This window comes from Acidobacteriota bacterium, from assembly GCA_003696075.1.
Taxonomy (GTDB): domain Bacteria; phylum Acidobacteriota; class Polarisedimenticolia; order J045; family J045; genus J045.
On sequence record RFHH01000119.1, the window covers coordinates 18229 to 30722 of the forward strand.

Annotated in this window: 14 protein-coding genes and 1 tRNA gene; all 15 read right to left on the reverse strand. The window is 70.8% G+C overall.

The features are described from left to right. The 15 genes from D6718_07445 to D6718_07515 all read right to left on the reverse strand — a co-directional run bounded on the left by D6718_07445 (position 1) and on the right by D6718_07515 (position 12489). The gene (locus D6718_07445) at positions 1 to 465 is read right to left on the reverse strand and encodes a response regulator (GenBank protein ID RMG45382.1); all 465 of its coding nucleotides are present in this window, start codon (positions 463 to 465) and stop codon (positions 1 to 3) included. Positions 466 to 524: 59 nt separating this feature from the next. Then, positions 525 to 1304, reverse strand: coding sequence for an SDR family oxidoreductase (locus D6718_07450; GenBank protein ID RMG45383.1), 780 nt, complete (start codon positions 1302 to 1304; stop codon positions 525 to 527). 46 nt (positions 1305 to 1350) lie between these two features. After that, positions 1351 to 1426 (reverse strand) — tRNA-Gly (locus D6718_07455). An 82-nt stretch (positions 1427 to 1508) separates the two neighbouring features. Next, on the reverse strand, positions 1509 to 2573 hold the full coding sequence (locus D6718_07460; protein ID RMG45384.1) for an AI-2E family transporter: 1065 nt from the start codon (positions 2571 to 2573) through the stop codon (positions 1509 to 1511). Between the two features lie 52 nt (positions 2574 to 2625). Beyond that, complete coding sequence (locus tag D6718_07465; GenBank protein ID RMG45385.1) at positions 2626 to 3765, reverse strand: tRNA-dihydrouridine synthase family protein; 1140 nt, start codon at positions 3763 to 3765, stop codon at positions 2626 to 2628. Continuing rightward, on the reverse strand, positions 3639 to 4193 hold the full coding sequence (locus tag D6718_07470) for an NUDIX hydrolase (GenBank protein RMG45386.1): 555 nt from the start codon (positions 4191 to 4193) through the stop codon (positions 3639 to 3641). The genes D6718_07465 and D6718_07470 overlap by 127 nt, the downstream gene beginning before the upstream one ends. After that, the gene (locus D6718_07475) at positions 4193 to 4897 is read right to left on the reverse strand and encodes a hypothetical protein (protein ID RMG45387.1); all 705 of its coding nucleotides are present in this window, start codon (positions 4895 to 4897) and stop codon (positions 4193 to 4195) included. Before D6718_07475 ends, D6718_07470 begins: the two co-directional genes overlap by 1 nt. A gap of 18 nt (positions 4898 to 4915) precedes the next feature. Beyond that, positions 4916 to 5773 (reverse strand): 3-hydroxybutyryl-CoA dehydrogenase, encoded by an 858-nt coding sequence (locus tag D6718_07480; protein RMG45388.1) that lies wholly within the window; start codon positions 5771 to 5773, stop codon positions 4916 to 4918. A 15-nt stretch (positions 5774 to 5788) separates the two neighbouring features. Then, entirely contained in the window at positions 5789 to 6151 is a 363-nt protein-coding gene (locus D6718_07485; GenBank protein ID RMG45389.1) for a hypothetical protein, read from the reverse strand. Positions 6152 to 6155: 4 nt separating this feature from the next. Then, positions 6156 to 7334, reverse strand: coding sequence for an acetyl-CoA C-acetyltransferase (locus D6718_07490; GenBank protein ID RMG45390.1), 1179 nt, complete (start codon positions 7332 to 7334; stop codon positions 6156 to 6158). A gap of 156 nt (positions 7335 to 7490) precedes the next feature. Then, a complete protein-coding gene (locus D6718_07495; protein RMG45391.1) occupies positions 7491 to 9407 on the reverse strand; it encodes a tetratricopeptide repeat protein in 1917 nt (638 codons plus the stop codon). Further along, positions 9404 to 10135: an orotidine-5'-phosphate decarboxylase gene (locus D6718_07500; protein ID RMG45431.1), complete on the reverse strand. Its 732-nt coding sequence runs from the start codon at positions 10133 to 10135 to the stop codon at positions 9404 to 9406. Before D6718_07500 ends, D6718_07495 begins: the two co-directional genes overlap by 4 nt. An 80-nt stretch (positions 10136 to 10215) precedes the next feature. After that, on the reverse strand, positions 10216 to 10464 hold the full coding sequence (locus D6718_07505; protein ID RMG45392.1) for a ferredoxin: 249 nt from the start codon (positions 10462 to 10464) through the stop codon (positions 10216 to 10218). Between the two features lie 85 nt (positions 10465 to 10549). After that, positions 10550 to 11881, reverse strand: coding sequence for a radical SAM protein (locus tag D6718_07510; GenBank protein RMG45393.1), 1332 nt, complete (start codon positions 11879 to 11881; stop codon positions 10550 to 10552). Between the two features lie 14 nt (positions 11882 to 11895). Further along, positions 11896 to 12489, reverse strand: a complete 594-nt coding sequence (locus tag D6718_07515; GenBank protein RMG45394.1) for an iron-sulfur cluster assembly accessory protein — start codon at positions 12487 to 12489, stop codon at positions 11896 to 11898. Positions 12490 to 12494: the final 5 nt, after the last annotated feature.

The following is a 12494-nucleotide window of genomic DNA, read 5'->3' on the forward strand; positions in this document are numbered from 1 at the left end:
TCACGGCTCGAGCAGATCCCGCACGTGGGTGGCGAGCGCCTCGATGTCCGGCGGCTTGGTGAGGAACAGGTCGGCACCGGAGATCAAGGACCGCTCCTGGGCGCCGATCCCCGGATAGCCGGTGAGGATGATGATCTTGAGCGAGCGACCGCGCGTCAGGCGCCGGATCCTCTCGCAGATGTCGAGACCTCCCATCCCCGGCATGACGACATCGAGGATGACGACCTGCGGCTCGAACGTCGCGAGCCGATAGCCGGCCTCGAACGCGTCGCCGGCCATCGCGACCTCGAACCCGGACCTGAGCATGAGCGATTTCGCCAGGGATTCCCTCAGATCCGCATCGTCGTCGACGAGAAGCACCCGAGGTGCCGCCCCCTTCGCTCCCGCCATCTGCCACTCCGCCAGGGACCGACGCTGTTCAGGGTTGCTCGTCGGATTGTACGGCGACGGTCCACGAGAGTCCATGGATTTTCCTCGGCCGGCCGAGAACTTCGTACCGGCGCTCGCGGCCGGCGCCCGCTGGATCACTCGGCGAAGCCCGCGGTGAGCCCGCCGTCGGCCACGAGAACCGTTCCGGTGACGAACGAGAACGCCGGATCGAGTAGCCGGAAGATCGCCTCGGCGATCTCCTCGGGACGCCCGATCCGGCCCACCGGGTGGCGGCCGCCGAGCCTTTCCAGCCTCGCGTCGCTCGCGGGTTCGTCTCCCCGCGGTGCCCGAAGCATCGGCGTGTCGACGGCACCGGGGCAGACGGCGTTCACTCGAATCCCCTCCCCCGCGTGGTCGAGGGCCATGGCGCGCGTGAGATTGACCAGCGCCGCCTTGCTGGCGCAGTACGCGGCGGCTCGCCGCATTCCGACGAGGCCGAGGGTGCTGGCGACGTTGACCACCGCCGGTCTCTCCCCCGCCCGGAGCAGCGGGAGCGCGGCCCGGCTCACCAGGAAAGCCCCCGTCACGTTGACGCGGAACAGGCGTTCCCAGACCTCCAGGGGGGTGGTCTCCACGGTTCCGAAGGCGGCCTGCCCCGCGTTGTTGACCAGGGCCTCCAGCCGACCGAAACGGCGCTGCACCGCCGCGATCGCGTTGTCGACCTCTGCGGGATCTCCGACGTCGGCCGTCTCGACCACGGCCCTTCCGCCGGCGGAAGCGCAGGCGCGCGCCGTTTCCTCGAGTTCCCGGCGGCGCCTCCCGACCAGCGCCACCGCGTAGCCCGCCTGCGCGAGCCGTACGGCGGTCGCGCGGCCGATCCCGGATCCGGCGCCGGTGACGAGCGCGTGGCGCGTCCGGTCTCGTCCAGGGGGCATCCGCGCCGCCTCCGGCGGGGGCTGCTCGCGGCCGCGGCGAGGGGACTGGAGCGGGAAACGGGACTCGAACCCGCGACCCCGACCTTGGCAAGGTCGTGCTCTACCAGCTGAGCTATTCCCGCCCGTCGCCGGCCTCGAGGATAGCGCACCGGCGGGCACGAGGCCGGCTGCCGCTCGGCTCCCGGCCCGGGCAAAGCGCGGATTCTAGCCGCCGCCCTCCGGGCTTTCAACCGCCTCGGCGAGCGACTCGCGGGCCTCCCGCATCAGGGCCAGCACCACGGCGAGGATCACCGGACCCAACACCAGGCCGACCAGACCGAAGGCGGCCAGGCCTCCCAGAACGCCGAAGAAGACCACGATGAAGGGAATCCGGGTGGAACCGGAAATGAAGAGCGGCCGGAGGAAGTTGTCGATCAGCGACACGAACAAGAAGGACCACAAGGCCACGAACAGGGCGCGACCCCACTCGCCGCCGATGGCGAGGCCCGCGATGACCGGAATGAACACCAGGCTCACGCCGAAGGGAATCACCGCGCACAGCCCGGTCGCCACACCCAGGAGCACCGGAGCGGGAACCCCCGCCAGCCAGTAGCCCACCATCGCCACGAGTCCCTGGGCGGCGGCGGTCATCAACCAGCCGTAGACGACGGCGCTGACGGTCTCGCGCACCGCCTGGAACAGGTCGCGGCCTCGCTCGCCGATGATCCTGTCGAGCAGGATGCCCACCTCCGAAACGAGGGTCTCGCCGTCCCGGTACACGAAGAAGAGGGTGAAGACGATGAGCACGCCGTTGAGGAGGTGCTGGGCGACGTTCCTGCCGAGACGCAGGACCTGCTGCGCCTGACCGGCGAGTTCCCGGATCCACACCTGCCGCAGTTCGTTGTCGGACAGCCGGTCGGCCCAGTCCTGCAGCAGCTGCTCGAGGAGGGGCACACGGTTCACCCACTCCGGCCACTGGATCACCGGCGCAGTGGCCCAGGCGCGAAGGCGCGCGATCTGCGGTTCGAGTTCCTGGAGGAGAGCGAAACCGAGGAGCCCGGTGGGAACCAGCAGCAGGAGCACCAGCAGAGCGGTCATCGAGAGGGCGGCGAGCGTCCGCCGCCCGCCCAACCGGTCCCGCAGCCGCCGATAGGCGGGCCAGGTGGCGCTTCCGAGGATGAGCGCCCACAGGATCGGACTGATGAAAGGCGACAGGACGAGGATGCAGCCGTAGAGCACCGCGGCGAGCGCCGCGACGGCGAGAACCGCCCTCGTGATCTGGACGCGCATCGCCCGATGCTACCTCAGCCGGGGGCGCCCCCGGCCACCCCCGCCCCGCGGCTCAGGCGGTAACGCCGGCGGGGAGCGCCCTGAAATGTTCCTCGATCGCGCCGATGAAGTCCTCGGGCCGTTCGAGCGCGGAGATCCGGCGCCGGAGCGCGTCCCCATCCGGCAAGCCCCGGGCGTAGCGGCCGGTGAAGGTCCTCAGCTTGTGCAGCGCCATCTTCGGCTCGTAGTCGCGGACGATCCACGCGAAGTGCGTCCGGATCAGCTCGAGCCGCTCCTCGGGCCGGGGCCTGCAGGGAGGCCTTCCGGCCAGGAGGTCGGCCGCCTCCCTGAAAATCCACGGGTTCTCCAGAACGGCACGCCCGATCATGACCCCGGCGCACCCCGTCTCCCTCAGCATCCGGAGCGCGGCGGCGGGAGAGTCCACGTCTCCGTTACCGATCACCGGTATCGACAGGGCCGCCGCCAGCCGGGCGATCGCTTCCCAGTCGGCGTGCCCCCGATACATCTGCCGGGCCGTCCGCGCGTGGAGCGTGACGGCGTCGGCCCCTTCGGATTCGCACATGCGGCCGAACTCGAGATAGTTCACCGGCGTCGGTCCGGTTCCGATCCCGAGGCGGAACTTGACCGTGAGAGGGATCGTGAGCTCCCGCCGGCAGGCCCGGACGATGCTTGCCGCACGCTTGACGTCGCGCATCAGCGCCGCTCCCGCGCACCCTTTCAGAATCTTGTTCGCGGGGCAACCCATGTTGATGTCGCAGACATCCGGGCGGAGGCGTTCCACCACGCGGGCACAGGCCGCCATCTGTTCCGCGTCGCGCCCGTAGATCTGGATCGCGATCGGTCGCTCCTCCGTGGTGAACGTCAGCTTCTCGAGCTCCTTGCGGATCCCGCGGGCCACCTGCCCCGAGGAGACGAACTCCGCCGACACGAGGCCCACTCCGCCGATCCTTCTCACGAGCAGCCGGAAGTGGCGGTCGCAGATGCCGGCCATGGGAGCCAGCACGAGCGGCGGCCGCACCGTGAGCCCCCCGATCCGCAGCGCCGGGATCCCTCCACCCGCCGCCATCACGTTCTCCCGGACAGCAGGTACAGACCGACCGCGGCCACGACGAGCGCGTGCCGGATCGCCCCCTCGCGGACGAGATCGGGAAGGGCGCCGGCGGGGCGCCGGATCAGCTCGATCCGCTCCCATGGGTCCGGCTCGGCGGGCCCCGCCGGCCGAGCGTCCTCGGCGAGAAAACAGTGACAGCGGTTGGCGAAGATCGCCGGATTGGGCTCGATCGTCCCCAGCAACTCGGCTCGTGCGGCTCGGTAGCCCGTTTCCTCTCTCAGCTCGCGCAGGGCCGCCTGCTCCGGCGTCTCCCCGCGATCGACCATGCCGCCTGGGATCTCGAGCGAGTCGCTCTCCGAGCCGTGGCGGTACTGCCGGACGAGGAGGACCTCCCGTTCGGGGGTGAGCGCGATCACGTTCACCCAGTCCACCGCCCGGAGCACCACGAAATCCCGCTCCCGGCCCTCCGGTTCGAGGCGATACCGATCGCGGTGGACGGTGAAGATCCCGTGATCCGCTACCTTTCTTCCGCCGAGACGGACCCAGCCGCCGGGAGCCGCCCCACGCATCAGCGAAGCCCCGGTTGCGCCAGCCCGAGCACGAGGCGGAACAGGCCGGGGGCGAGGAGATCGAACAGCCGCCACGCGACGAGGAGTCCGAACAATGCCGCCATCGGCGCGGAGCGCGCCGCCGCCATCAACGCGGCTCCCGCCCTACCCCCGAGCCCTTCGAGCACCGTGGCGCCATCGAGCGGCGGAAGCGGGATGAGGTTGAACACCCCGAGCATGGCGTTGAGGAGGGCGAGAACGCTCAGGAGCCTCGCTCCCGCCATCGCGAACGGGCCCCCGACCGCCGGCACGACGATACGTTCGAGCCCCGGCTCGGCCGGCGGCGCTCCCAGCCCCGCGCCCACGAGCGCTCGGATCGCGACGATGGCTGCGCCGGCGAGCGCGAGGTTGGCGAGCGGCCCCGCGGCGGCCATCGCCGCCGCGCGCCGGGGGTGGCGGCGGGCCCAGCGGGGGTCGTAGGGCGCGGAAGCCCAGCCGATCATCCAGCCAGCCAGGGCGTAGCACACGATCGGGACGACCAGCATTCCGAACGGCTCCCGCCTCAGGTGCGGGATCGGATTGAGGGTGACCTGCCCGGCGCGGTAGGCGGTCGGATCGCCGCCGAGGCGCGCCGCCGCCGCATGCGCCGCTTCGTGGCAAGTGGCGGACAGCAGGAAGGCCACCAGCCACAAGGCCAGACCCGCGACGTCGAAGGGAAGACTCATCGGGGACGGCGCAGCCGATCAGTACTCGTAGAAACCGCGGCCCGTCTTTCTTCCGAGCCACCCGGCGTCGACGTACTTGACGAGAAGCGGGCACGGACGGTACTTGGGATCGCCGAGCCCCTCGTGCAGCACCCGCAGGATGGCCAGGCAGGTGTCGAGCCCGATGAAGTCGGCAAGGGTCAACGGCCCCATCGGGTGGTTCATGCCGAGCTTCATGACGGTGTCGATCTCCTCGACCCCGGCGACCCCCTCGTAGAGCGCGTAGATCGCCTCGTTGATCATCGGCATGAGAACGCGGTTCGCCACGAAGCCGGGATAGTCGTGAACCTCCACGGGCGTCTTCCCCAGCTTCTCCGCCAGATCCCTGGTCAGCGAGAAGGTCTCGTCGCTGGTGGCCAGGCCGCGGATGACCTCGACGAGCTTCATCACCGGCACGGGGTTCATGAAATGCATTCCGATGAACCGGTCGGGCCGCTTCGTCGACGAGGCGAGCCGCGTGATCGGAAGCGACGAGGTGTTGCTCGCGAGGACCACCTCGTCCCGCGTGATCCGATCGAGTTCGGAGAAAAGCCGCGTCTTGGCCTCGAGATTCTCGACGATCGCCTCGACGACGAAGTCGCTGTCGGCCAGCGGCTCCACACCCACCGCGGGTGTGATCCGCGCGAGAGTGGCGTCTTTGTCCTCTGCGGCGATCTTCCCCTTCTCGACGGCGCGTGACAGGAACCCACCGATCTTCGCGATCGCCTTGTCGACGAGGTCCCGCGACACGTCGCTCAAGGTGACCTCGTAGCCCGACTGGGCGAACACGTGGGCGATTCCACTTCCCATCTGTCCGGCGCCGACGACACCGATCCGTTTCACTTCGTCGATCTTCATCGTCACCCTCCCGCTTTATCGCTTGCCGAGGCAGGCCCAGAAGCCTGCGCCGGCGACCGCCAGGTAGATGACCGCGGCGCCGAGGGCGGGCCGGAGGCGCTCGCGCGCCGTCGCCGCGGCTCCCCCCGCCAGGGGAGCCAGAACCACCAGCGTCACGGCGCACCAGATCGCCAGGATCCAGGCCGCCGGCCTCCCGCCGCGCGGAACCAGCACCGTGGCCGCGACCCCGAATGCGGCGACCGCGGCCGCGGAACCCGGTCCGACGTCGCCTCTCCAGGCGAACCAGAGGCAGGCGAGCGAGCCGGCCGCGGTCAGGAAGGCCAGCGCGCCGCGCACCAGCGACCTGGCCCCGTCCGCGCCGCCGACCGGCTCGGTCACGGCTTCACCGCTCGATGGCGACGGCCACCGCGTTGCCCCCGCCGAGGCAAAGGGAGACGACCGCACGGTGCGCGTCCCGGTCGCGCATCGCGTACAGGGCCGTGGTCAGGCAGCGCGCTCCCGAAGCGCCGATCGGGTGTCCCAGGGCGACGCCGCCGCCGTGGACGTTGTGCTTTTCGCGCGGGATCCCGAGGACCTTTCCGAGCGCCACCTGCTGGACCGCAAAGGCCTCGTTGATCTCGAACAGATCCACCTCGTCCATCGACCACCCGGCCTTGTCGAGCACCGCCCGAATGGCCGGCTCCGGCGTCATGAGGACCCATTCCGGCGCGAGACCCGACGTCACCGAGGCCACCACGCGGCCGAGCACCGGCAGGCCGCGCTCGCGCGCCACGCCCTCGCGCGCGACGACCACCGCCGCCGCACCGTCGTTCACGCCGGGCGAGTTGCCGGCCGTCACCCGCCCGTCCTTGCGGAAGGCCGGCTTCAGCCGGGCGAGCTTCTCCAGGCTCGTGTCGCGCCGCGGCCCCTCGTCGGTGTCCACGAGCTTCGTCTCACCCTTTCGCTGGGGAACCTCGACCGGAACGATCTCGTCGCGGAACTTTCCGGCGTCGATCGCGGCGATGGCGCGCTCGTGGCTCATCAAGGCCCAGGCGTCCATCTCCTCGCGGCTGACCTCGTACCGGTCCGCGACCATCTCCGCCGTCTCGCCCATGTGCACGTCGTTATAGACGTCCCACAGCCCGTCGTGGATCATCGAATCCACGAGCTGGGCGTGCCCCATACGCAGCCCGGTCCGGGCCTGCTGGACGAGATAGGGGCAGTTGGACATCGACTCCATGCCCCCGGCCACGATGATGTCGGCGTCCCCCGCGCGGATCGCCTGATCGGCGAGCATCACCGCCTTCAGCGACGATCCGCAGACCTTGTTGACGGTGAACGCCCCGACGCTCTCCGGGACGCCCCCCCAGATCGCCGCCTGGCGCGCCGGATTCTGGCCCAGGCCGGCCTGGACGACGTTGCCCATGATGACCTCGTCCACGTCGCCGGGGGCGATGCCGGCGCGGCTCACCGCCTCCCGGACCACCAGCGCACCGAGGCGCGTGGCCGGCAGCGGCGACAGGGCGCCGAGGAACCGTCCGATCGGAGTTCGGCAGGCACTCACAATGACCGTCTTTTCCATGGGTGACCTCGTTCCCGGTCCGGAGGCGGGACGCGACCGGGTCGACTGGAGACGCGGCAGCGCCGCGTGGGGCGGAGTATACCCGCCCCCCCGCCGGCGTCCCACACCGGCGCAGCCGTCCCCTCCCATCGCCGCGGGGAGCGGGACGCCGCCGGGCTAGTCCTTCCGTGCCAGTTTCCGTGTCGCTTCGGTGTCGCCCGGATGGAGTTCGAGCACCCGCCTCCAAGCCTCGTCGGCCCGCCCGGCGAAGCCCGCGTCCTCCGCGATCCGCGCCAGCTCGCGCCACGCCGCGGTCGAGCGCGGGCTCCGCTCGAGCCAATGCTCGAGCAGGGCGAGCGCCTCCTCCGTCCGGCCGGCCAGGTGCAGGACCCGGGCCCGCATCGCGATCGAGGCGGCGCTCGGCGGTACGAGGGTGTCGTGCTTTTCGTAGGCTCGCAGCGCGAGGTCGTACTCGCCGCGGCGCCGGTGGACCCCCGCCAGTCGCCAGAGCACCTCGGCGCTCCTGCGGGGATCGCCCTTCGTCAGCTCCAGTGCCTGCGAGAGGACCCGTTCCGCCGGCCCCAGGAGCCCCATCGCCACCCAGGCGTCGGCGAGCCGGCACCGGGCGGCGAGATTGCCGGGATCCCTGGCGATCAGCTCACGCAGGCGCTTCTCGGCGGCGCGGTACCGGCCCTGCCCGATCTCGAAGGAGGCGATGTGGAGCTGCTGCTGGACGCGGATCATCCGCTTCGGATCGGCGAGCCCCTGGGCGGGACGCGCCGTGCCGGGTGCACCTCCCTGGAAGTATCCGAGGCTCTGGAGTCGGCCGAGCTCGGCGTCGTCCAGGGCGCGTGGACGGTCGGGCGCGATCCGGGCGAAGGCGCGCTCCAGCTGCTCGGACAGCCAACCCGCGGTCTTCCTGGCCGTCTCGAATCTGTTCTTCGTCTCTCCGGGATCGCGCCGGAGGTCGTACAGCTCGGGCTCGGGGGCGGCGATGAATTTCCACTCCCCGGTCCGCACCGCGCGCAGGGGAGCCCAGCCGTACTCGATCGATCCCAGCCGGCTCTCGCTGAAGGCGTACTCCCTCGCCGGATTCCCGCCCTGCGCGAGACGCCAGAAGCTCTGGCCGTCGAGTCCCTCCGGCAATGCAAGGCCGAGCGCTTCGAGGACGGTCGGGACCACGTCCGACAGCGAGACGACCGGAGCGATCCGGCGGCCCGCCGGCAGCCCCGGATAGCGCAGGATCAGCGGAACCCGGATCGTCTCGTCGTACAGGAACAGGCCGTGGGTCAGCTCGCCGTGCTGCATCAGCCCTTCGCCATGATCCGCGGTGACGACGAGGAGCGTCCGGTCGAGCCAGCCGTGCTCCTCGAGGGCCCGCACCAGGCGATCGAGCTGATCGTCGACGTAGGCGATCTCGCCTTGATAGGCGACGAATCCTTCCGCCCCGCCGGTCCCGCCGGCGTCCTCGAGGTAGCGCGGCGGCGGAGAGTACGGGGCGTGCGGATCGTAGTAGTGCACGAAGAGGAAGCGCCGCCGGCCGCCTCCGGGTCGGGATCCGATCCAGGCGACGGCCGCGTCGGTCACCGATTCCGCGGTGCGGCTCGGCTCTTCGTAACCCGCCGATTCCAGATCGGGGATCGCATCGTCGAACAGGTCGAAGCCTTGTTCGATCCCCGAGCCGGAGGCGAGCGGCGCTCCGGCGACGAACGCCGCCGTCTCGAATCCCTCCGAGCGGAGCCTCTCCGCCAGCGTTTCGAAACGGTCCTCCAGCCGGTACAGTCCGTTGTGCCAGATTCCGAGGTGCCACGGTTCGAGACCGGTCAGGAGCGTCGCGTGCGACGGCAGCGTGATCGGTGCCGGGGCCACCGCCTGTTCCGCCAGCACCCCCTCCCGCGCCAGACGGTCGAACGTCTCGGTGTGCGCCGAGGCCGCTCCATAGCAACCGAGGTGATCGGCCCTGAGCGTGTCCACACTGACGATGACCACGTGCTGGGCCGGCGGAAGCTCGGGGTAGGGATGCCCCCCGCACGAAGCCGCCGCGAGCGCCAGCCCGGCGGCGGAAAGGGGAGCCAAACCGCGGGCGGGCCTCATGCGTCGAAGAACGCTGCGATGCGGGCCTGGATGCTCTCCGCCGCCCGCCGAGGGTCGGGGGCCTCGCGGATGGGGCGCCCCACCACGATGTGGTCGGCGCCCGCTGCGAAGGCCTTCTCGACCGTGACCACCCGCTTCTGGTCGTCCACGACGCGGTTGTCCACCGGCCGGATGCCGGGGCAGACGATCAGAAGGCGGTTTCCCAGGTGCTCGCGCAGGCGGGCCGCCTCGATGCCGGAGGAGACGACGCCGTCGCAACCCAGCTCCAGGGCGCGGCGTGCCCGGGAGAGGACCAGCTCCTCGACGTCGCAGTGGAAACCGAGGTCGCGGAGATCACCGCGGTCGAGACTGGTGAGGACGGTCACCGCGAGGATCTTGAGGGACCCGCGGGGAACCGATGCCGCCGCCTCGAGCATGGCGTCGTTGCCGTGGACGGTCGTCAGGCTGACGCCGGTGTCGGTCAGCCGCGAGACCGCGCGCCGGACCGTCTCCGGCACGTCGAAGAGCTTGAGATCGGCGAACACCTTTTTCCCCCGGCGCACGAGCCAGTCCACGAGCTCCAGGTATCCGCCCGCCAGGAAGAGTTCGAGACCGAGCTTGTAGAAAACGACGCTGTCGCCGAGCCGTTCCACCAGGCGGCGAGCCGCATCGGCATCCGGCACGTCGAGCGCGAAGATCAACCGCTCGCGCAGCGGGATGTCCGGGCCGCCTTCCCTCGCTTCGCCCATCTTGCCGCTCCCCACCCGCACCACGGGCCGCGGCGGATTCTATCCTCCGCCGGGCGGGCGCGCCGGGAAAGACCCGCGCGTCACGGCACCAGGCGGCGTCCCGAGGCGTCCCGGACGATCAGGGCTCCCGTGGGGCAGGAAGCGCAGGCGGCGAGCAGGCGTTCGGGATCGATCGTCCCCGGCGCCCCGGGACGGAACGTGACGAAGCCCTCCGCGTCGAGCTCGAACAGCTCCGGGGCGATGACGATGCAGGTCTCGGCCGCCACGCACCGTTCCCGCTCGATCGTCACGGTCAACTCACCGATCCGGCGCACCCGATCATCCGACATGCGCGCCTCCCCGTCTCCGCTCGCGCAGCGGCACCGACGATTCGGCCTGCGGGCGGGCAGCGGACCGCTCCCCGAGGGGCTCCGCTCAGCAGTACCACGGCTCCTCGAGGTACGGGACCTTCGCCCGCCGCGGCGCTTCGGTGTGCTCCCCCGCGGCCGCGACGGCCCCCTCGGCGAGCCGGACGAACCGCTCGAAGACGGCCCCTGGAGAAACGCCTGCCGCCGCGGCTTCGCGCGCGATCGCCGCGGCGGCCCGTTGCATCTCGTCGACGTCCGGGTCCGGGTGGCGCCAGGGATGGACGAGGGCCTGAGGATCGAACGGGCCGCTGATCCGCCGGATCTCGGGAAGCTCGAGCAACCGGGAGCGCCGCGTGATCAACAACCGCAGGGACAACTGCACCGGGGGCACATCGTCCACCAGCTTCAGCTCGGCGAGGCGAGCGAGGAAGGCCGCGTATCCGGAGCGCGTCGTCCACGGATGGAAGGGGATGAACGTCGGCTTCACTCCGAGACCGGCCGCGCGCAGCAGACCCACGGCGGCGACCGCTTCCGATCCCGTGTGCCCCTTCTCCAGCCGGGCGAGCACCGCGTCGTCGAACGACTCCACCGCGGTGGTCACGAACAGGCAGCCCGTCCGCTTCAGGACGTCCAGGTGCCGGCGGTACCGTAGAAGGTGCTCGACCTTGATCGTGACGTCATACGACAGGCGCGGGTGGCGCCTGTGCATCTCTTCCACGATCCGCAGCGAGTGCGTGGGGGCGTTGAAGAAATCGGGATCGGCGAACGTCACGTGCCCGGCACCCGCTTCGACCAGGTTGTCCACATCCGCGAGCACGACCTCGCGCTGCACGATCCGGAGCGTTCCGCCGTAGACGGGGACCACCGGGCAATGACGGCAGCGGTGAAGACATCCGCGGCTCGTCTGGGTGGCGCCGGCCACGCGTCTCGTGCCGTCCGGCATCACCAGGTGCGCGTACCCGTCGAGCGCGGGTAGACCCTTCCGCAGCGGGATCAGGAAGCGCTGCCGGTCGAGCACGGTGCGAACGCCCCCTTCCGCCTCCGGCCGCATCTGGTCGGCCAGCACCGCCTCGAATTCGCCGCCGGTGGCGGCGTCGGCCCCGAGTTCGAGCAGCGATTCGCCGTTGAGCGCCGCGTACAGCCCGAAGCAGCAGAGACGCGCTCCCGGGGCGGCCCGGCGGATCGCGGGGAGAAACCGCGCCGCCAGGCGCGCCGCGGTGTGCATGGGCAAGTAGAGGGCGACGAGATCGGCCCCCTCGAACGCGATGGGATCGAACGGCTCGACCGCCAGATCGACGCAGCGGACGTCCGCCCCCGCGCGGGCCAGCCAGGCGGCCGCCGACGCGACGCCGAACGGCTGCCGACCGAGGTCGTAGGTCGAGACGAGGACGGCCTTCATCCGCCGTCGGGCGCTCAGAAGGGGGAGGGGCCGCCGCCCTTGGCCGGCTGGTAGTAGGGGTTCTTCCCGCCCGCGTGATCCGTGGTGTCGATCACCTCCGTGATCTCCGGAACCGCTTGTCGGATCATCGCCTCGATGCCCTGTTTCAGCGTGACGCTGGCCATCCCGCAGCCCTGGCAGCCTCCCTCGAGCCGGACGTAGGCCTTCCCCTCGCGCACGTCGAGCAGGGAGACGCGGCCCCCGTGCGAGGCCACCGCCGGGTTCACATGGCGGTCGATCACCTCCTGGACGCGGGCGGCCAGCGGGTCGTCCCACACCGGATTCGGGTTGTCGATGCGGAAACCGGCCCGTCCCGGGGCGTCGACGTAGTCGAAGGTGGCGCCTTCCAGCTTCTCGGCGCTTTGCGGATCGACGAAGACCTTGAACGGGCCGGCATCGATGACCTTGTCGTCCTCGCGCCGATCGGTCTCCTCGACCAGGCCGAATTCGTACTGGAACCCGCCCGGGCCGCGGCCGCGGATGGCGATGCGGAGCGCGAGACCCGGCTCGCCCTCGGCCTCGATGTACTCACAGACTTTGCGGCGCGCGAGGTCGGTGATCTTCAGCATGGGAT

Coding starts and splice junctions, on each gene's coding strand:
- D6718_07445 (RMG45382.1), bottom strand. CDS start 465: ATGGACTCTCGTGGACCGTCGCCGTACAATCCGACGAGCAACCCTGAA.
- D6718_07450 (RMG45383.1), bottom strand. CDS start 1,304: ATGCCCCCTGGACGAGACCGGACGCGCCACGCGCTCGTCACCGGCGCC.
- D6718_07460 (RMG45384.1), bottom strand. CDS start 2,573: ATGCGCGTCCAGATCACGAGGGCGGTTCTCGCCGTCGCGGCGCTCGCC.
- D6718_07465 (RMG45385.1), bottom strand. CDS start 3,765: ATGGGAGCGGATCGAGCTGATCCGGCGCCCCGCCGGCGCCCTTCCCGA.
- D6718_07470 (RMG45386.1), bottom strand. CDS start 4,193: ATGCGTGGGGCGGCTCCCGGCGGCTGGGTCCGTCTCGGCGGAAGAAAG.
- D6718_07475 (RMG45387.1), bottom strand. CDS start 4,897: ATGAGTCTTCCCTTCGACGTCGCGGGTCTGGCCTTGTGGCTGGTGGCC.
- D6718_07480 (RMG45388.1), bottom strand. CDS start 5,773: ATGAAGATCGACGAAGTGAAACGGATCGGTGTCGTCGGCGCCGGACAG.
- D6718_07490 (RMG45390.1), bottom strand. CDS start 7,334: ATGGAAAAGACGGTCATTGTGAGTGCCTGCCGAACTCCGATCGGACGG.
- D6718_07495 (RMG45391.1), bottom strand. CDS start 9,407: ATGAGGCCCGCCCGCGGTTTGGCTCCCCTTTCCGCCGCCGGGCTGGCG.
- D6718_07500 (RMG45431.1), bottom strand. CDS start 10,135: ATGGGCGAAGCGAGGGAAGGCGGCCCGGACATCCCGCTGCGCGAGCGG.
- D6718_07505 (RMG45392.1), bottom strand. CDS start 10,464: ATGTCGGATGATCGGGTGCGCCGGATCGGTGAGTTGACCGTGACGATC.
- D6718_07510 (RMG45393.1), bottom strand. CDS start 11,881: ATGAAGGCCGTCCTCGTCTCGACCTACGACCTCGGTCGGCAGCCGTTC.
- D6718_07515 (RMG45394.1), bottom strand. CDS start 12,489: ATGCTGAAGATCACCGACCTCGCGCGCCGCAAAGTCTGTGAGTACATC.